Consider the following 18388-nt stretch of genomic DNA (forward strand, 5'->3'; position numbering starts at 1 on the left):
CTACTTTTTGGTGACGGTGGAAAGGGTGCAGGAAGGGCCACGGAGAAGCGGCGGCGGCGTGTCCTTTTCCAGATAGAGGCTGCCCTGGAAATCGAGGATCAGCCCGTCCCACGTGATGCCGTACTGGTCGCGGCTTTCGTTTTCCACGAGCAGGGCGCAGAAATAGATGTCCGAAATGCTCGGCACCGCCTGTCCCAGCGGGACGGTGAGGCGGTAATGGCGCATGTTCAGGTTTTTGTCGTAGTGGTAAATGATATCGAGATTGCCGTCGCCGAGGTTGTGCACGGACAGGGTCACGAAACGGTACCCGGCGTCGAAATTGGCCTTGGCCACGGCGCGGACCGTTTCAAGCGTGATCGGCTCGGCTTCGAGGCGAGCAACTGATGGGGGCATATGTTCCTCCGGAGCGCGGCACGGGGCCGCGCGTCGTCGATTTATTCAAAAATGGTCGTCTGGGGCATGTCCCGCAGTCCGAGTTTGCCCTTGACCACTTCAAGAGCGAGCACAACGCCGTCGATGATGGCTTCGGGCTTGGCCGCGCAGCCGGGCACGTAGACGTCCACGGGGATCACATGGTCCACGCCGCCCACGACGTTGTAGCAGTCCTGAAACACGCCGCCCGTGCAGGCGCAGGCGCCGATGGCGATGACGGCCTTGGGTTCGGGCATCTGGTCGTAAAGGTTTTTGAGGACGTCCTTGTTGCGCTGGTTCACGGTGCCGGTGACGAGCAGCACGTCGGCGTGCTTGGGATCGCCGATGTTCACGATGCCGAAGCGTTCGACGTCGAAGACGGGCGTGAGGCAGGCCAGCACTTCAATGTCGCACCCGTTGCAGGAACCGCAGTCGTAATGGACTACCCAAGGGGACTTCAGACGTCCCTTGTTGATGTATTGATTCAGTTTTTCATGCAATGCCGAAAAATTCATGGGGTACCCCCGATAGTCTGGGCTTCGGTTCTAGCGGACGTAGAGCCAGAGGATGTTGAAGATGGCCAGGCCCAGCGTGATGCCGAAGGCATGCTTGAGCATCCAGCCCCACGTCATACGCGCGCAGACGTTGTCGACGACGATTTCGAGCGCGTAGGTCAGCACGAGCAGGACGACCATGCCCGTGATGCTGGTGTGCCAGAACAGGGAGCACAGGCCGAGCAGCAGGATGACGTCGAGCCAGTGGGAGATTTCGAGCAGCGCGAGCTGGGGGCCGGAATAGTCGGTCAGCACGCCGCGCACGATTTCCTGATGCCCGTGGTGACAGGAGGCGATGTCGAAGGGCGACTTGGCGAGCTTGATGGTCAGCGCGTAGCCGAGCGCGATGAACAGGAACGGCAGGTGCGGCAGCAGCGGCACGTCGAGCGCGTAGATGTCGGAGATCATGAAGCTGCCGGTGGCGGCGGACATGCCCACGAAGGTGAGGATGACCAGCGGCTCGTAGGCGAGCATCTGGAGCAGTTCGCGCTGCGCGCCCACGTTGCTGTAGGGCGAGTCGGCGGAAAGCGCGCCGGCCACCTTGAACACCGCGCCGACCGTCATGACGAAGAACAGCAGCAGCATGTCGCCCTGCATGAAGAACATGAGCAGGGCAATGGCCGAAGCCATGAGACAGACGTAGGACGAGAAGATGAGCCACGGGTTGGTCACGCAAGGGGCTTTCCCGAAAAGCTTCAGGACGTCGTAGAAGGGCTGGAGCAGCGGCGGCCCCTGCCTGGACTGGAGACGGGCCGTCAGGCGTCTGTCCACCCCGGCGAGAAGTCCGCCCGCGGGAACGGCTACAGCGACTGCGATGAGGGCGAAAATGAGCTTCAGCATTAGAGCAGACCTCCCAACATGACCACCATGAGGACAATGGCGATGGTGTTGATCCTGCCGGTGAGCGTCTGTTCACCGAACCAGGCTTCCATATAATAGTTGGACGACTTCGGTTCCACAAAGGTGTTCAGCGGGCCGTTGAAACCCACCTTGCCGTCCTGCACATACTGGATGCCGGAGAGGTAAGGCAGCGCGCAGGGTCCCCGTTCGGCCTTTTTGGACTGGCGCAGGGCATACCACATGCCGAGCGCGAGCAGGAAGAACATGGGATAGACGGCGAACAGCCCCCTGCCGTTGGTCAGGATTCCCCAGTCGGAAGCGAACATGCCCTCAACCCCGAACAGCGAGGCGATGCTCTGTTCGATGCCGCTGAAGATCCACGGCACGAAGAGGGAGAGGGCGATGGCGCCGTAGAGGAGCGTGCGCAGGGCGAAGCTCATGGTGCCGTCGAGGTGCTCGGGGACGGGGCGCTTGTCGCTCAGCGGGTCGCTGCCGAGGAGCAGGCCAGCCCAGCGGGCCCAGAACAGCACGGTGAGGGCGCTGCCGAAGGCGATGAGCACCACGAGCACGGGCATGAAGGCCGGGGCCGAGGCGGACGCTTCGATGGCGATCCACTTGGCGAGCAGCGCGCCGAAGGGCGGCAGCATCATGGTTACGATGCCGAACAGCGTGATGACCGCCACGCGGGGCATGATCTTGTACAAGCCGCGCATGGATTCGATGTCACGCGAGCCGATGTGCTGTTCGATGGTGCCCACGCAGAGGAAGAGGAGGCCCTTGGAAACCGCGTGGAAGATGATGAGCAGGATGGCGGCGGTGATGGCCGCCGGGGTCGCCATGCCGGCGCACGCGATGATGAGCCCGAGGTTGGCGATGGTGGAGTAGGCGAGGATCTTCTTGCCGTTGCTCTGGCCGCAGGCCAGGGCGGAAGCGGCCACGAAGGTGAAGGCGCCGGTCAGGGAAACGATGCCCGCGAGCATGGTCCCGGCGAAGGCCGGAGAGAGGCGCAGCACAAGGTAGACGCCGGCCTTGACCATCGTGGAGGAGTGCAGCAGGGCGGAAACGGGCGTAGGGGCGACCATGGCGCCGCACAGCCAGCTCTGGAAGGGAAGCTGCGCGGATTTGGTGAACGCGGCGAAGCAGAGGAAGGCGATGGGCAGCATGGCGGCCGTGGAATGCATGACCACGGACTGGGCCAGCATGGCCTGGATGGACAGGGTGCCGATGGCCTTCTGCATGAACAGCATGGCGGCGAGGAAGCCGATGCCGCCCACCATGTTCATCCACAAGGCGCGGGTCGCGTTGCGCTTGGCTTCGCGGGTGCCGTCATGGCTGATGAGGAAGAAGGAACACAGGGTGGTGATTTCCCAGAAGAAGAACACCCATGTGAGGCTGTCGCAGAGGACGAGGCCGTTCATCGCGCCAAGGAACAGCAGCAGGAAGAAGAAAAAGCGGGACTGCTTGGATTTGGCGAGGCGGAGATGATCCTCATGCTCCTGCATGTAGCCGAGGCCGAAAATGCACACGATCCCGCCGACGAGGGAGATCACGAGCACCATGACGAGGGCCAGCGGATCCGCAAGGAATGCGGTGGCCTGATGGCCTTCCAGCATGAAGAAATCGAGGTAGATCATACCGGCCAGCTGGCCGAGCGCGAGACCCATGGACAGCCTGTGGCGTATATTCACGGCCACGTACAGGATGAACACGAGCAAGGCGAGATCGAGCACGGTCATCAGGGGCTGGAGGGAACTGTCCGGCGATATGGGCAGCACGAAGCTGCCGTACAGGGCTAGGCCCAGTGCGGACAGTGCTGTGATCCCGGTGCCGGCATACACGATGCGGCGGCGCAGGGTTCCTTCTTTGTCCAGGGCTACAGCGACAGCCGCGATCAGCGGAAAAACGATGCAGCCGAAGAGGAGCAATTGCAACATGGACGCCTCACTTGACTTGCGGGGTTGACCCGAACGCGACCCCCCTCCGGGAGTCTTTGGTTTCCTGAGCGCTCAGGACCGTACAAAAGCGGGATCGGCCGGCGGGATTCGCGCCCCGGGCACGGTCGGACCCGAAAATACACGGATGTCGAGAAGGGAAAAAAGGTCAGCCGCAAACTCGCCAAAAGCGGTCCGGACATGAAAAAATCCCCCCTCCATCCGATTTATTTTCATGGCTCAAAAGCAATGGGGCGTCAAGGAAGAAATAGCACAACTGGTTGGTTAAACAGTTTATTAAGGAATGTTTTCACAGGTAGTTGGGAACATTTGAAGGTCACACCTTTTGAAGCATCGTGGCACGATTGCTTTTTCCGGACACCCCTTTCGTCTTTTCGCTTGACTTTTGAAGGCGCTTTCGGCTTGTTTTTCTCATGAATATGCTCTGGTGGATTTTTTGCGGCGCGGCGGGGCTCTGGATCGGTATGCCCAATCCCGTGGCGTCTTTTCCGGCTGCGGCGCTCCTGTATCCGGCCTCCCTGTTCCTGCTTGGGACAGGTTCCACAAGCTGGAAACACGCTTTCCGGCTCGGTTGGCTCTGCGGTCTGGCGGGGGCCTCGGCCTGCCTCTACTGGCTGGCCATCCCGGTTCACGACTTCGGGGGGCTGCCGTGGGCGCTCTCCGCACCCTGCCCGCTGCTCATGGGCGCGTATATCGGCCTGTACGGAAGCCTGTTCGCCGCGCTGGCCCATGCCCTGAGGGGGGAACCGGCATGGCGGAAGGGTGTGGCGCTCGGGCTCGGCTGGTATCTTATGGAATGCTTCCGGGGCTGGTTCTTCACCGGTTTCCCTTGGATTACGCTGGCCTCGGCCTTCACGCCGTGGACGCCCGTCATCCAGCTGGCCTCGGTGATCGGTGCGTATGGGCTCGGCGGCCTGCTGGCTGGCTTGTCCTGCCTTTGTGCGGAAGGGATTCTCCGTGTGCGGCACCCTCATGCGCTTCGGAAGCGCTGGCTTCCGGCCCTTGGCGGTTCCCTTGCAGGTATCTTTCTGGTTGTTGCCTTCGGCGTGTTTTCCCTCTCTTTTGCGCCTTCCGGCCAAGGAGGGCTGTGGGTATCCTTGGAGCAGGGCAACCTTGATCAGAACGTGAAGTGGGAGCCGGCCATGCAGCGGCTTACGGTCAGGCGTTATCTTTCCCTGAGCGCGGAATCCCTGTCCGTGCCGGAATCGGAGCGCCCCGAGCTATTGATCTGGCCTGAAACGGCCATGCCCTTCGATTATCAGACCGCGCCGGAACTTTCGGCGGCGATCCGCGCCTTTGCGAGGGATCGCCGCGTGGCCCTGCTGTTCGGCGCGCCGGGGTTCCGCAATCGCGGGGACGGGGTTGTCGACGCCTTCAACCGTGCTTACCTTATAGCGCCGAACGGGGTGGGCGAAGGATGGTACGACAAGGAACATCTTGTGCCCTTCGGGGAGTACGTGCCGCCGTTCCTCGATCTGCCGTTCCTGCGGCCATTGCTGCAGGGCGTGGGCGAGTTCCTGCCCGGCGAGTCCACCGGGCCGCTGGTCCTGCCCGCCACGCCGCAGCTTTCGCCGGATCGGGGGCCGCTTGTTCTGGGCGTGCTCATTTGTTATGAATCCATCTTTCCCGAGCTGGCCCGCAAGCAGGTCGCCCAAGGGGCCACGCTGCTGGTGAACATCAGCAACGATGCATGGTTCGGGCGGTCCTCCGCTCCCGAGCAGCATCTTTCCCTCGGCATCCTGCGGGCTGTGGAGCAGCGCCGCTGGATAGCCCGTTCCACGAACACCGGCATTTCCGCCTTCGTGGACCCGACGGGGGCCGTCGTGGCCCGCAGCGGCCTGTTCAAGGCCGAGAGCCTGTCGCACCCGGTCGTCCCGCTGATGGAGAAATCCGTCTTTTTCACTCTGGAACCGTGGCTGCCGTGGGCCGGGCTTGCTCTTTTTCTCACGTTTTTCGCGCCGGTCCTTTCGCGGTTCCGGCGTCACATCTAACCGAACGACAAGGATTTCCAATGCTTCAGCTTGCTGATTTGAAAAGCCGCATCGCGGCGTTGTCCTCGCAGTTCGAGACGCTCTGGGGGCGTCTTTGACCAGCCTTCCCTGTCCGCACGTCTCGCTGAAATAGAGAAAGAGCTCTCCGCGCCCGACGCGTGGAACGCCCCGGAAAAGCTGACCCCGGTGCTGCGCGAGAAGAGCCGTTTGGAAGCGGAACTGGACCGTCTTGATACGCTCAAGAACTGCCATGCCTCCATGCTCGACTGGCAGGAAATGGCGCAGGAGCTTTCCGGCGGCGCGGAAATCAAGGAAGGCGGAGATGCCGCCGAAGCGCTGGAGTCGTTGAGCGCGGAGATCGAGCGCCTCACCGAACTCCTCGAAGAAACGGAAACCAACCTGCTCCTTTCTTCCGAAGAGGATCACGCCGACGCCATTCTCGAAATCCACCCCGGCGCGGGCGGCACGGAGGCGCAGGACTGGGCGCAGATGCTCCAGCGCATGTACCTGCGTTGGGCGGACTCGCACGGTTTTTCCGTAGAGGAGCTGGACTTCCTGCCCGGCGACGAAGCCGGGATCAAGAGCGTGAGCCTGCGTATTTCCGGCGAGAACGTATATGGCTTCCTCAAAGGGGAGCGCGGCATCCACCGCCTCATCCGTATTTCTCCCTTTGACTCTTCGGGACGCCGCCACACTTCCTTTGCCTCGGTGGATGTGATCCCCGACGCGGGCGACGACATCGAAATCGAGATCAAGGAATCGGATCTGCGCGTGGACATCTTCTGCGCCAGCGGCCCCGGCGGGCAGGGCGTGAACACGACGTATTCCGCCGTGCGCATCACGCACATCCCCTCGGGCATCTCCGTCCAGTGCCAAAACGAGCGCTCGCAGCATCACAACAAGGATTCCGCCATGCGCATCCTGCGCGGGCGCCTCTACGATCTGGAATTGAGCAAGCGCGATGCCGCCCGTCAGGCCGAGTACGCGGGCAAGAATGCCATCAGCTTCGGCAGCCAGATCCGTACGTACACGCTGCAGCCGTACCGTTTGGTGAAGGACCATCGCAACAACTGCGAAATCGGCGACACCGACGCCGTGCTTGATGGACGCATCGACAAACTGCTCCGTGATTACCTGTTGTGGCAGCATGCAAACAGGCAGCAACAGCAGCAGTAAAGGGCAGCTCCCGGTGGGCTGGAGAAAACCGCTCTGCGTGCGGTACCCGCAAAAAACGACGTGAAGATATTGGGGATTGGGAGGAGACGTTTCCTAAAAAAATGTCTCCTCCCCTCCATTTTCCCCATTATTCCCTTCAGCCCGCGAACCGTTTGCCATTTTTGAAATATCGATGATTGTATAGTGAAACAAGGCTGGTGTTGTTCCGTAACCGGCGCAAACCGTTCTAAAAGCCTTGCGGGAGAAGGAACAGGCGACTCTCGGAAGGGGGCGAGTTGCTGTCGGGGGATTCACAACATGGTGAGAGTAAAAGTGATTTTCTGTTAGAAATCCTCTTGCCCATGCCGTGGGGCTTATGTATATTGCAGCAATACTGCACTTTTCACGGAGTTGTCATGAACAAAAGCGAGCTGGTCAAAGCCTTGGCTGATCAGGCCAACATTTCTCTGGATGAGGCGACCCTTGTGGTCAACACGTTTGTGGACAGCATGAAGGATTCCCTCCTTGAAGGCGGCCGTGTGGAGATCCGCGGGTTCGGCAGTTTTAAGGTGAAGGAATACGGCAGTTATGCTGGCCGCAATCCGCGCACCGGTGAAAAGGTTGCCGTGGAACCCAAGCGCCTTCCCTTCTTCCGCGCCGGGAAAGAACTCAAAGAATATCTCAACGCGTAAGTTGAGATGCGGGAATTCGTCTCTGTGAATACGGACGGCGTGAAAACATCCCGCAGATGTCCGGGGGAGTCCGCCTCCCCCGGCTTTCTTGTTTTGTGCCTGCTGCTGTTCTCTTTTATCGGGACAGCGGTGGCCTCTGAGCTTTTCCCCGAGGGGGAAGGGCTGCGGACAGCCCCTGAGCTTTCCGTTTCCGCCACGGCGCAGCCGATCCTGCGCATCCTGTATGCCGCCGATTCCCACGGCGTGCTTCATCCCTGCCCTTCCTGAGGACACACGCTGGTAGGCGGCGTGGCCCGGCGGGCCACCGTTCTCGAAGGCTATCGGCGCGAACCCGTGCCCACCCTGACGCTGGTGGGGGCGGACGAATTTTCTCCCGATACCGAACTCCCCGATCCCGCGAAAACGGGCGATGCCTCGCCGGAAGCAGTGCGCGCCGTGTACGACGCCCTGCATGTCGACTGCGGCATGTTGTCCGCCGGTGCCGCCGCATGGTTCGGTGCGTCGCGCCCCCGGAATTTCTTCGAAGTGGGCGATACGCCCGTAACGAAGCGGTTCCATGTCGGCGGGGTGCCCGTGGCGGTGATCCTGTTCCCGCCGCTGTCGGCGGGAGGCACGCCGGAAACGGAGGCGCCCACGCCGAAGCTCCTTGCGTCGGTGCTTGCCGCTGCCGATGCCGCTTCCGACGCCGCAATCCGCATCGGGATCAGCCCGTGGGGATTTGAGGGAGAGTTCGCCGTCCGCGAGGCGTTGGAACAGCGTTATCATCTTTTGCTCGGCGGCGGCCCCGGCGCGGCGTTCGCGGGCGAGGTCAACGCGCAGGCCCCCGGCCTCATCTGGTCGCGGGCCGACAAGGACGGGCGCAGCGTCATGGCTATCGACATCATGGCCCTGCCCGAGCCGGGCGTGCCCTTTGCGTGGGAATGGGGCCTCTCCATGCAGGCGCAGGAAGTGCGCCTCACCTCCGCCGTCCCGTCCGATCCGCATATGGAAGCGCTGGCGGCAGGGAAGGCAGCCCGCTGAAACAGCCAAGAGAGCTTATGCAAACGCGCCGTCCCTGTTGGGGCGGCGCGTTTCTTTTCGCAAAAAGTTTGGAACTCTTACTGCTGGAGGCCCTTGAGGAACGAGTCGTTGAGGAAACCGAACGCATTCAGGTTGGCGACATCTTCCTGAGAAAGTTCTCCGATCCTGCCGTAGAAGGCGGTGATGCCGCGGAGCCAGTTCCTGAGGTTGCCGGATTCGGGATGGAAAAGCGTGATCTGCTCTCCCAGCGAGAACACGGGATGAGCCCGGAGGTCTTCCACGGCTTCCTCGCGCGTCATCAGCTTTTCGTTCCATGTCTTATTGAAGCGGATATATTCCTGCACGAACGCATCGAAGCCTTCGCTGTGCATGGCGTCGACGACGCGGAGGTAGACGCGCAGGAAAGCCCGCACCTGTTCGGGGTTCTTGTCGGCGAACTCGCGGTCGGCCAGCAGAAGAATAGGCTGGCGGATGCCGCAGTCCGGGGAGCTGGCGGCAATCTGATAGCCCTTTTGAGCCGCCGTGTAGGTGGCGGGAGCCCATATGGAAACGGCGTCTCCGAATCCCTTGGAAAACATGTCCACAGCCGGGCCGGGCAGGACGTTCTGGATTTTCACGTCCTCGTCCTTGAGCCCGAGGATATGCAGCCAGGTGCTGAGCAGATAGTGCGCGGAGGTTTTTTCCGGGCACAGGATGAGCTTGCCGCGCACGGTGTCCGCACTGCCGTAGACGTCGGGATAACGGGGATTGGCTCCCTTGGCCTTCAGGATCGGGCTGTCGGGACGGACATAGATGGCGTTGAGATCGGATTCGTCGTTGCCGATGCCGACGACGTAGAATTGCCCCTTGGAGGCGGCCATGAGCGTTGGGACGGCTCCGCATCCGGCGATTTTCCATTGATAGTCGCCCTGCCGGGAAACGATTTTGTCGCCGGAGCCGAAGCGGAGCATACGGATATCAAGGCCCGCGTCCTTGTCCCATCCTTTCTGTTTGGCATACCAGACGAGGAACGCCTCATGCTCGCCGATCCAGGCCGTTTGCAGTTGCTCGGCGGCTTTTGCGTGAGAAGGGAGCAGACACAGGACGAAAGCCAGAAGGCTCATCAAAACGCGGAATCTCATAGATCACCTCTGCCGGGGAGGGAGGGGTCCCGCCCGATCGGAATGTTGTCCGGCCGCGACGTGGCGGCCGTAACGAGCATAGAGTGGGTACGGGGCACTGTCAAAACATGCGCCGCCAAAAAGGTGTGCCGGGCGGCGGTATGGAAAAAGGCGGGAGCGCAAGCACCCCCGCCTTTCCGGTTATCCGAGGAGTGCCTTTAAAAGCGCGCCCACTTCGCTCGGGCGCTTGGCGACCTTGCCGCCGGCCTTGACGATGGCTTCGGTCTTGCCCTTCACGGTGCCGCGCCCGCCGGTGACGATGGCGCCTGCGTGGCCCATGCGCTTGCCTTCGGGTGCCGTGCGTCCGCCCATGAAGGCCACGAGCGGCTTGGTGAAGGCCTTGGCTTCCATGGCTTCGGCCACTTCCTCTTCCATCGTGCCGCCGAGTTCGCCGATGATGACGACGGCGTGGGTGTCCGGGTCGGCTTCGTACAGCGGGAGGAGTTCCGCGAAACGGGTTCCGGGGACCGGGTCGCCGCCCACGCCGATCAGGGTCGTAACGCCGAACCCGCCCTTGACGATTTCGGCGGTGACTTCGTTGGTCAGGGAGCCGCTGCGGGTCATGACCCCGACGTGGCCCTTCTTGTATACGCGGTCAATCCAGTAGGGGATGGTGCCGAGCATGGCTTCGCCCACGGAGATGATGCCCGAGGTGTTGCCGCCCACGACCATCGCGCCGCAGGAAAGCGCGGCCCGGCGGATCTGGATGGCTTCGTGCAGCGGGATGCCGTCGGCGATGGTGCAGATCTTTTTGATGCCCGCGTCGAGGGCCTCAAACACGGCGTCCTTGGTGAACTTGGGAGGCACGAACAGCATGGCGACGTCGGCGGGGTGGTCCTTTATGCCCCGGCGGACGGAATGGTACACCGGGATGCCGTCCACGTCCTGCCCTTCCTTGCCGGGGGTGACGCCGAAGACGACCTGCGTGCCCATGTCTTTCATGTGCTTCGCCCAGAAAGCGCCTTCCTTGCCGGTGACGCCCTGCACAACCACGCGCGAATCCTTATGGATGAAAATGCTCATTACGCCCTCCCGGCAGCGATATCCACAGCCCGCTGCACGGCTTCTTCAGTGTTGGTCAGGGGTTCCAGTCCGGCGTCGCGCAGGATGGCAAAGGCTTCCTCTTCATTGGTGCCGCGGATGCAGGTGACGATGGGCTGCTTGGGCTGGTGGGCCTTGATCGCTTCCACGAGGCCCTGCGCCATGACGTCCGCTCGGGCGATGGTCCCGAAGGTGACCACGAGGATAACCTTGCTCGGGGTCTTGAGGCAGAGTTCCATGGTGCGGACGGCCTTGGTGTAGTTGGCCCCGCCGAATTCCACGTAGGTCGCCGGGTGTCCGCCCGCGTCGTTGATAAGGTCGAATACGGTGGTGGTCAGGCCCGCGCCCGCGCACATCAGGGCGATGTCGCCGTTGAACTGGAGGTACGGGATGCCTTCCTGCGCGGCTTCGAATTCGACTTCGGAGTCGAAGTAGTCGCGGGTAAGGGGGTAGCTGGGCTGGCGCCACACGGAGTTGTCGTCGATGATGAGCTTGCCGTCGCCCGCGATGGCCTTGCCGTCCTTGGTGATGAACAGCGGGTTGATTTCGGCGAGCTGCGCGTCATAGGCGCGGAAGGTCTTGTACAGGCCGCGCACGACCGCGCCGACTTGCTTGCCGAGGTCCCCGGACAGCCCCATGCCGTAGGTGAGGTTGTTGACGTGGTAGCCGCCGAGCCCTTCGGCGATGTCCACGCGCACGGTAACGATCTTGTCGGGATCGGTGGCGGCGAGCTTTTCGATTTCCACGCCGCCTTCGGCGCAGCCGATAAGCATGATTTTGGATTCCACCGGGTCCACGGTGATGGAGAGGTAGATTTCGCGGTCGATGTCCACGGCCTCTTCAACGAGGAGCATACGGACGTTGTGTTCGGATTCGAACAGGGTCTTGGCGGTGGCCTTGGCGCTTTCGGCGTCCTTCACGACCTTGATGAGCCCGGCCTTGCCGCGCCCGCCGCTCAGCACCTGCGACTTGAGTACGCACGGAAATCCTACCTCCGCAAATGCGCCGTCCAGTTCGTCCATGCCGCGTACCAGTACGCCCTTCGGGGTCGGCAGGCCTTTTTCGCGGAAGGCTTCCTTCGCCTGATATTCAAACAGCTTCATGGCAGTTCCTTTTGGAAGAGGATGCCTCCGGCGGCAAGGGGGCTCGGCCCCCTTGACCCCCGCCGGGGGCATGGTGCCCCCCGGGCCCCTGCGTTGCCGCGGCGCTCCTGTTGGCGGAGGGTGCGGGCTTTTGAGGGAGCCGGGCGTTCCTCTTTGTGTTTGTTGTGTCTTTGGGAAAAAGCCGCTGTGCGTCTTTTTCTTTTTCCGTAATTTGGAAAACCTGCGGACAGGGATTCGATATCCTCTTATTTGCCGTACTTCTTCCAGAAATCGCCCCACATGTCTTCGTCGGTGAAGGTCCACGGGGCTACGGGCTCGTTGACCCACGTGACGTTGATGAAGTGGCGCCAGTGGACGTTTTCCGTGGTGCTGTTGCCGCCCCAGGTGCCGCAACCGAGGGTGGCGGTGGAGGGCATACGGTTGAAGGGGTGCCCGCCGTTGCCCGCGCTCATGGACTGGCGCACGGTGATGCGGGAGGACTTCATGTGCTCGCCGAGGAACTCGATGTACTCGTGCTTGTAGGTATGGATGCCGCAGGAGTGGCCGCGCCCGACGAGGTTGGTCAATTCGACGAGGATACGGTAGGCGTCCTTGAAATCCTTGGCCTTGTAGACGGTGAGGACGGGGGAGATCTTCTCGTCGTGGAACTTGTCGCCGAGGATGGGTTCCATGCCTTCGACAAGGAGGATGTCCGTGCCTTCGGGGATGCTGATGCCCGCGCCGTCCGCGATGACCTGCGCCGACTTGGCGATGATGTCGGGGTTGAGCGCGATCTTGCCCTTGGCGTTGGGCTTCCACATGTGGTTCTTCAGCTTTTCGCGGTCTTCGCCGGTGACGAGGTAGCAGCCGTTTTTCTTCATTTCGGCCATGAACTGGTCGTAGACGGCTTCAACCGGGATGACCGCGTTTTCGGACGAGCAGGATGTGGCGTAGTCGAACAGCTTGCTGCCGCAGATCATCTTGGCGGCTTCGGCGACGTCGGCGTCTTCGGCTACGATGGCGCAGGCGTTGCCCTGCCCGACGCCGTAGGCCGGGGTGCCGCTGGAGTAGGCGGCCCGCACGACCTGCCCGCTGCCGGTGGCGACGATGAGATCGGAGACCTTCATGAGTTCGGTGATGGCTTCGCGGCTCGGATCTTCAAGCACCTGAATGAGGTCTTCGGGGGCTCCGACCTTGCGCAGGCCGGCGCGCATCATGTTGATGGCCTCGGTGGTGCTTTTCAGCGCGCGGGAACTGGGCTTGAAGATGACGGCGTTGCGGCCTTTGAGGATGCCTACGGCCTTGCCGCCGCACGTGGCGGTGGGGTTCGTCGCCGGGAGGATGGCGCAGACCACGCCCACGGGCTTGGCGTATTTGGAGATGCCGGTCTCTTCATTGCGTTCGATGAGGCCCACGCTCTTGGCGCCCTTGATGTCGTGCAGCACGCCGCCGACCTTGCGCTTGTGCTTGATGATCTTGCTCTGGACGTTGCCGTAGCCGGTTTCTTCCACAGCCATCTTGGCGAGCTTGGCGATGTTTTCGTCTTCGTAGACTTCCCAGCCGATGGCGAGGCATATCTCGTCGATCTGTTCCTGCGTGTAGTCGTTGACGATTGCTTGTGCCTTGCGGGCCAGTTCCATCTGTTCGCTGACGGTCTTCATGAAATCCTCCGTTGTATGCCGAGTGGCGTTTGTTGCTATGGTAGGTGGCAATATGCCGTAGTTGCGTAGAAAGTTACCAGATGTTCATGTTGGCGAATCTTCCGAAGATGGCTACTGATGCGGTCACGGCGAGGATGCCGATGATGGTCATGACGACACCTGACTTGGCGAATTCCGAGATGCGGAAGTACCCGGAAGAGTAAGGTATGACGTTGGTGGGGCTGGACGTGACCATGATGAAGGCCATGCTGGTGGCGATGCCTGCGGGACCGGCGAGGATCCAGGGGTTCATGCCGATGTCCATGGCGAGGGCGATGATGAGGGGCATGACCACGGCCCCGGTGACGCTGTTGGAGGAGAAGAAAATCTTGAGCAGTTCGACCATGCCGATGACGGCGAGGACGCGCAGGACGGGGTGCAGTTCGCCGACGCCGGAGAGCATTCCCCAAGCCAGCCAGCGGGCCGCGCCGGTGCTGGCGAGCATCATGCCCGCGGAAATGCCGCCCGCGATGAGGACCAGCCCGCCCCAGTCGATGCTCTTGGCCGCTACCTTCCAGTCGTCGAAGACGCGCAGGCCGGGGACGAAGAGGAGCACGAAGCCGAGCAGGGCCACGAAACCTTCAGGAGCCTTGAAGCCGATGTAGGGTTCGAGATTGGAGCCGCCGAGCCACAGGGTAACCATGGTGAGGAACACGACGAGAGTACGGATTTCCTTGGTGTTCAGGCCGCCGAGGGCGTTGAGTTCGGCGCGGATGCTTTCGAGGGACGTGGGGATTTCACGGAATTCCGGCGGGAACAGCTTCATGAGGCAGAACCAGCCGAGGGGGACCATGATCATGGCGCCGGGGACGCCCACCGCCATCCACTGGGCAAAGGAAACATCCATATGAGCCATGTCGCGGACGTACTGCATGGCGAGCACGTTGGGGCCGCAGCCGGCGGGCGTGGCCGTGCCGCCGATAAGGGCGCCCCAGACGATGCCGATCATGAGGGCGCGTCCGAAATTGCTCTGGAGGGGCTTGCAGCCGCTGCTTTCCAGGATGCTTACGCCCAGCGGGAGGAGCATGGCGGCAACGGCCATGTCCGTGACCCACATGGAGGTCATGGTCCCGATGGCTATGAAGGCCAGCACGATGCGGTCGGTGCGGCGCCCCACCTTGGTGAGCATCCACAGCATGAAACGCCGGGCGAGGCCCGAAGACGTCATGGCCGCGGAAAGGCCCATGGCACCCATGAGGAACAGCAGTACGTTGTTGCCGAAGCCCAATGTAACGAGCTTGTCGAAGCTCGCCACGCCCAAGATATGCAGGAACACGATCAGGCAAAGGGACGTAGCGGGAAAGGGGATGGCTTCGGTCATCCACTGGATGACCGCGAAGCAAAGGACGGCCATAACGATCTTGGCATTCGCTGTAAGCGGAATGGCTTCCTCGCCCTTATAGAAGGGTGAGGGAGACGGGAGCGCGATGACAATCAGCATGACGGCAATGCCCAACAGGAAGAAGAATGTCTTCCGTGCGGTTTCAATGGGCAGTTTGTCGCCAACGATGGCGGTAAGGCAATTGTCCAAGCGACTCATTGTAGTGTCTCCGCTGAGAGATACAGGTTTCAGAATATTCCCGGGTTGTGCGACTTTGTTCTTTTTATAGCAATGACAGTGCCATGTTGTGATTTTTTGTACGACGTTGTAGAATGAAAAGGAATGAGAGTATGTTATGACGTTGAATAAGAACTGAGAAAAAGTGCGACGAAAGAATACTGTCTGAGAATCAAGACATGTTTGTTCGCTTGTCTGGTTTTATGGACAGTTTCAGGGGGCAATCCCATACAAAAAACGCCAGCCTTCCGGAGAGGGCTGGCGTTCGGTTTTGCGGGGAGTGTGGGCTATTGGGCGAGTTTCTTCAAATAGACATCGGTGACGTCGCTGAGGCGGTTCTTGCCACCGGCGAACGAGGCCAGTTCCTGAAGCCATGTATGCAGCTTCTTCTGGGCGGGATCAAAGAGCGTGAGCTGCCCCTTCAATCCGTAGACGGGGTGTTTCGCCAGTTCCCACGCGGCATCCTGCGGAGGCAGATCCCGGCCCGTCCAGGCATGATAGAACGCCCGGTAGTCCTGTATGAGCTGTTCGCGCGGCGTTTCCTGAAGGGCTGTGATGCCGCGGAAATACATCTTGAGAAACGCGGTTACGAGAGCGGGGTGCTCCTTGGCGAACGCCTTGTTGGCGAGGAGCAGCGTGGGCTGGCTGGCGTCGCACTGGCTGGACAGCGTGACCGGCATGAGCCCGTGCTGTTCGGCCTCAAGGGTATACGGCGACCACAGGGCCACGGCGTCGCCTTCGCCGCTCAAGAACGCCTTCAAGGCTTCTTCGGACGGCATATCTTTGATGGTGACTTCTTTCTCAGTCAGGCTGAGGGCTTCCAGCCACTTGTGCACGGTATAGTGCGCGGAGGAGCCTGCGGTGCACAGGATGGTTTTCCCGCGTACCGTGCCGCCCGTGCCCGCCATTTCGGGATAAAGGGCGTTGTAGCCGGTATGCCCGAGGATGGGGCTGTCCTTGCGTGCATAGATGCCGGTGGCCAGGGATTCGTCATTGCCGATGGCGATGATCTCGGCCTGGTTGTCCAGCGATGCGGTCAGCGCGGGAATGGCCCCGCAGGCGGCGATTTCCCAATGCGCCGTGTTCATGCCCGCCATAAGCTGTTTTCCGGAATCGTACGAGAGCATTTCCAGACGGAATCCTTCCTCCAGATCCCAGCCTTTTTGTTTGGCATACCAAGCCGCGAAGGCTTCATGTTCTCCGAGCCATGCCGTTTTCAACGGAACGGGCTCGGCGGTGTGCCCGATCTGGGGCAAGCCGGCCAGAAACAACAGGGCCGCACACAGCCCTCCAAGCAGTTTATGCATGTGAAACCTCCGATAACCGATTGTTTTGCAATAAAAAGAACAAGCAATTCATATGCCATGTCCAGGTATGCCCGAAAGGGTCCGTAACTGCCTGTGATGCTGCATCTCTCTCTTTCGGGAGGGTGCTTGCGCAGATCATCGGGCGGAAGCTGTGTATGGAAAACCGGACAGTATGGGCAGACATGCGTGGAAAAGTGCACACCCGCAAAAAATGCGGTCCGGAAAGCATGATTGCAGACGCTGGCCGGGCTGGAGATTACCGCTTTTGGGCTGGACGCGACAGGGGGAGGATATGCCGATTCCCTGTATCCGGCAAAACGTATGTGGAAAGCGTCGGCTGCCGCGTGATGTTCCTATGTCCGGGCTGTGGCCGCCGTATGGGGGCGGGGAAAACGGAAAACGCCGGAGGAACGTTCCTCCGGCGTTTCGTGGCGATGGAATCGAGAAACGAGGGGGCCTAATTGCGGAGATCGGAGAGAAGCGCCTTCAGCGTTTCCTGCTTCTTCTGGAACATTTCCAGGACCTGAGCGCGATCCATGATCAGCATGGGGCTGCCGCTGTCCTTCATGCGCTTGACGACTTCGGGATCGTGAAACATGACGGGCACGATCTTGGCGGCCTTGTCCACGATGGAGGGATCGACGCCCTTGGGCAGGGCATACCCGCGGAAGTTCACGCTGGCGTCGTCCACGTTGTAGCCGAGTTCCTGAAGGGTGGGCACGTCTGGCAGATATTCATGGCGCTTCACGTCGGCGATGGCGAGGATGGTAAGGCGATCCTGTGAGCGGTACACGTCGGCAAGGTTATTGAAACCGGCCATGACCTTGCCGCCCAGCACGTTCTGGATGGCTTCGGTACCGCCCTTTTCCGGGATGTAGCTCATCTTTACGCCGGTGGCCTTTTGAAGCTGAAGCGTGGCGATATGGTGGCCCACATAGAGCCCGGCGCCGTTGATCGTGACCTTTCCGGGGTTTTCCTTGGCGAATGCCACGAGGTCGGCGACGTTCTTGAACTTGCTGTCCTTGGGAACGATGAGGACGGCCGGGTCCGCGCCCCAATTGCCGAGCGGTTCAAAGGTATCCACGCTGAACTTCGTCTTGTTCACGATGGATTGGGCGATGAAGTGGGGCATGTTGTAGGCGGTCATGGTCAGGCCGTCCTTGCTGCCGCGTTCCATGATCCAGTTCCAGCCGGTCATGCCGCCCGCGCCGGGCTTGTTGAGGATGACGATGGGCTGGCCGAAGTATTTCGGATCTTGGGCCACAAGGGCGGAAAGGCGGGCCTGCAGATCGGTCGCGCCGCCCGGGGTATAGCAGACCACGAGGCTGATGGGGCCGGAGGGGTAGGCGTCGGCGGGGCTTGCGGCCTGTGCCGACGTGGCGCCGAACAGCATGGCTGCACAGAACAGGGTGGCGAGAAGGCGTTTCATGGGTCCTCCTGAGGTAAAAAGGGTGTCCGTGAATGGAGGTCAGATTCCAAAGATCCCCTTAGGGATCTGAACGGCCAGCAGTACGGTGAACAGGCAATACAAGAAGGCGATGCAGACGAAGCAGACGGCGGCACGCTTGGCGGCAAGCTTCGGCGTGATCTTCATGGGCTGGGCGATGAGCGAGGCGGCGATGAAATAGAGGAGTGCGCCGATGTAAAAGCCCAGGGTTTTCAGGAAGAGCAGATACAGGACGGTGAGGACGAAGAGCACGGCCACGCGACGGAGCGGGTAGCCCCTCATGGTCATCTTCACGTCGATTTTGGCCGCGTAGCGCAGCCCGGCGAGGATGTACTGCCCCACGTTGAAGATCCCCATGCATATCAGCAGCAGGAGCGGGACAACCTGCGATTCCCCCGAGAGCTGGGTCATGGGGATAGCGAAAGCGGTTATAATACCGGTCATCACCAGCGCGCTTATGAATTCCTTATATAACATG

General features: G+C 61.2%; 16 protein-coding genes. 4 read left to right on the top strand and 12 right to left on the bottom strand.

From position 1 onward, the window contains the following. Genes T370_RS0109280 through T370_RS0109295 form a run of 4 tightly spaced genes read right to left on the bottom strand, consistent with a single transcriptional unit; the run spans nt 1 to nt 3739 of the window. Nucleotides 1–393, bottom strand: a complete 393-nt coding sequence (locus T370_RS0109280) for an NADH-quinone oxidoreductase subunit C (protein ID WP_005028439.1) — start codon at nt 391–393, stop codon at nt 1–3. A 41-nt stretch (nt 394–434) separates the two neighbouring features. Then, complete coding sequence (locus tag T370_RS0109285) at nt 435–926, bottom strand: NADH-quinone oxidoreductase subunit B family protein (RefSeq protein WP_005028441.1); 492 nt, start codon at nt 924–926, stop codon at nt 435–437. A 30-nt stretch (nt 927–956) separates the two neighbouring features. Beyond that, the gene (locus T370_RS0109290; protein WP_005028443.1) at nt 957–1805 is read right to left on the bottom strand and encodes a respiratory chain complex I subunit 1 family protein; all 849 of its coding nucleotides are present in this window, start codon (nt 1803–1805) and stop codon (nt 957–959) included. Then, nucleotides 1805–3739, bottom strand: coding sequence for an NADH-quinone oxidoreductase subunit 5 family protein (locus T370_RS0109295; protein ID WP_005028444.1), 1935 nt, complete (start codon nt 3737–3739; stop codon nt 1805–1807). Before T370_RS0109295 ends, T370_RS0109290 begins: the two co-directional genes overlap by 1 nt. A 431-nt stretch (nt 3740–4170) precedes the next feature. On the opposite strand from T370_RS0109295, the gene lnt reads away from it, so the two are divergent. The 4 genes from lnt to T370_RS0109320 all read left to right on the top strand — a co-directional run bounded on the left by lnt (nt 4171) and on the right by T370_RS0109320 (nt 8615). Beyond that, nucleotides 4171–5748 carry an apolipoprotein N-acyltransferase gene (gene lnt, locus T370_RS0109300; protein WP_029435560.1) on the top strand — a complete coding sequence of 526 codons (1578 nt, stop codon included), beginning with the start codon at nt 4171–4173 and terminating at the stop codon, nt 5746–5748. 20 nt (nt 5749–5768) lie between these two features. After that, nucleotides 5769–6924 (top strand): peptide chain release factor 2 gene (gene prfB, locus T370_RS0109305; RefSeq protein ID WP_156034392.1). Its coding sequence is split into 2 segments (ribosomal slippage): nt 5769–5843 and nt 5845–6924, totalling 1155 coding nucleotides; the frame shifts between segments, so codons are not numbered across the junction. A gap of 395 nt (nt 6925–7319) precedes the next feature. Then, entirely contained in the window at nt 7320–7595 is a 276-nt protein-coding gene (locus T370_RS0109310; protein WP_005028452.1) for an HU family DNA-binding protein, read from the top strand. A gap of 6 nt (nt 7596–7601) precedes the next feature. Next, nucleotides 7602–8615: a UshA-like (seleno)protein family 2 gene (locus T370_RS0109320; RefSeq protein WP_428829479.1), complete on the top strand. Its 1014-nt coding sequence runs from the start codon at nt 7602–7604 to the stop codon at nt 8613–8615. Nucleotides 8616–8692: 77 nt separating this feature from the next. Here T370_RS0109320 and T370_RS0109325 read toward each other — a convergent pair whose 3' ends face one another. From T370_RS0109325 to T370_RS0109360, 8 genes are all read right to left on the bottom strand, one after another. Then, nucleotides 8693–9736: an ABC transporter substrate-binding protein gene (locus tag T370_RS0109325; RefSeq protein ID WP_016360694.1), complete on the bottom strand. Its 1044-nt coding sequence runs from the start codon at nt 9734–9736 to the stop codon at nt 8693–8695. A 180-nt stretch (nt 9737–9916) separates the two neighbouring features. Continuing rightward, nucleotides 9917–10798, bottom strand: a complete 882-nt coding sequence (locus T370_RS0109330; RefSeq protein WP_005028461.1) for a succinate--CoA ligase subunit alpha — start codon at nt 10796–10798, stop codon at nt 9917–9919. Then, on the bottom strand, nt 10798–11919 hold the full coding sequence (locus tag T370_RS0109335; protein WP_005028462.1) for an ATP-grasp domain-containing protein: 1122 nt from the start codon (nt 11917–11919) through the stop codon (nt 10798–10800). Before T370_RS0109335 ends, T370_RS0109330 begins: the two co-directional genes overlap by 1 nt. 245 nt (nt 11920–12164) lie before the next feature. Continuing rightward, a complete protein-coding gene (locus T370_RS0109340; protein WP_005028464.1) occupies nt 12165–13559 on the bottom strand; it encodes an aldehyde dehydrogenase family protein in 1395 nt (464 codons plus the stop codon). Nucleotides 13560–13632: 73 nt separating this feature from the next. Continuing rightward, nucleotides 13633–15138 (bottom strand): SLC13 family permease, encoded by a 1506-nt coding sequence (locus T370_RS0109345; protein WP_016360695.1) that lies wholly within the window; start codon nt 15136–15138, stop codon nt 13633–13635. A 305-nt stretch (nt 15139–15443) separates the two neighbouring features. Then, nucleotides 15444–16463: an ABC transporter substrate-binding protein gene (locus T370_RS0109350; RefSeq protein WP_029435564.1), complete on the bottom strand. Its 1020-nt coding sequence runs from the start codon at nt 16461–16463 to the stop codon at nt 15444–15446. Between the two features lie 457 nt (nt 16464–16920). Then, nucleotides 16921–17892 carry a tripartite tricarboxylate transporter substrate binding protein gene (locus T370_RS0109355; protein WP_029435565.1) on the bottom strand — a complete coding sequence of 324 codons (972 nt, stop codon included), beginning with the start codon at nt 17890–17892 and terminating at the stop codon, nt 16921–16923. A gap of 39 nt (nt 17893–17931) precedes the next feature. Continuing rightward, entirely contained in the window at nt 17932–18387 is a 456-nt protein-coding gene (locus T370_RS0109360; protein WP_029435566.1) for a tripartite tricarboxylate transporter TctB family protein, read from the bottom strand. Nucleotide 18388: the final 1 nt, after the last annotated feature.

This window comes from Bilophila wadsworthia ATCC 49260 (genome assembly GCF_000701705.1).
GTDB lineage: Bacteria > Desulfobacterota > Desulfovibrionia > Desulfovibrionales > Desulfovibrionaceae > Bilophila > Bilophila wadsworthia.

Excerpts from the sequence above, each read along its gene's own strand:
- T370_RS0109280 (WP_005028439.1), bottom strand. The coding sequence starts at position 393 with ATGCCCCCATCAGTTGCTCGCCTCGAAGCCGAGCCGATCACGCTTGAA.
- T370_RS0109285 (WP_005028441.1), bottom strand. The coding sequence starts at position 926 with ATGAATTTTTCGGCATTGCATGAAAAACTGAATCAATACATCAACAAG.
- T370_RS0109290 (WP_005028443.1), bottom strand. The coding sequence starts at position 1,805 with ATGCTGAAGCTCATTTTCGCCCTCATCGCAGTCGCTGTAGCCGTTCCC.
- T370_RS0109295 (WP_005028444.1), bottom strand. The coding sequence starts at position 3,739 with ATGTTGCAATTGCTCCTCTTCGGCTGCATCGTTTTTCCGCTGATCGCG.
- lnt (WP_029435560.1), top strand. The coding sequence starts at position 4,171 with ATGAATATGCTCTGGTGGATTTTTTGCGGCGCGGCGGGGCTCTGGATC.
- T370_RS0109310 (WP_005028452.1), top strand. The coding sequence starts at position 7,320 with ATGAACAAAAGCGAGCTGGTCAAAGCCTTGGCTGATCAGGCCAACATT.
- T370_RS0109325 (WP_016360694.1), bottom strand. The coding sequence starts at position 9,736 with ATGAGATTCCGCGTTTTGATGAGCCTTCTGGCTTTCGTCCTGTGTCTG.
- T370_RS0109330 (WP_005028461.1), bottom strand. The coding sequence starts at position 10,798 with ATGAGCATTTTCATCCATAAGGATTCGCGCGTGGTTGTGCAGGGCGTC.
- T370_RS0109335 (WP_005028462.1), bottom strand. The coding sequence starts at position 11,919 with ATGAAGCTGTTTGAATATCAGGCGAAGGAAGCCTTCCGCGAAAAAGGC.
- T370_RS0109340 (WP_005028464.1), bottom strand. The coding sequence starts at position 13,559 with ATGAAGACCGTCAGCGAACAGATGGAACTGGCCCGCAAGGCACAAGCA.
- T370_RS0109345 (WP_016360695.1), bottom strand. The coding sequence starts at position 15,138 with ATGAGTCGCTTGGACAATTGCCTTACCGCCATCGTTGGCGACAAACTG.
- T370_RS0109350 (WP_029435564.1), bottom strand. The coding sequence starts at position 16,463 with ATGCATAAACTGCTTGGAGGGCTGTGTGCGGCCCTGTTGTTTCTGGCC.
- T370_RS0109355 (WP_029435565.1), bottom strand. The coding sequence starts at position 17,892 with ATGAAACGCCTTCTCGCCACCCTGTTCTGTGCAGCCATGCTGTTCGGC.
- T370_RS0109360 (WP_029435566.1), bottom strand. The coding sequence starts at position 18,387 with ATGTTATATAAGGAATTCATAAGCGCGCTGGTGATGACCGGTATTATA.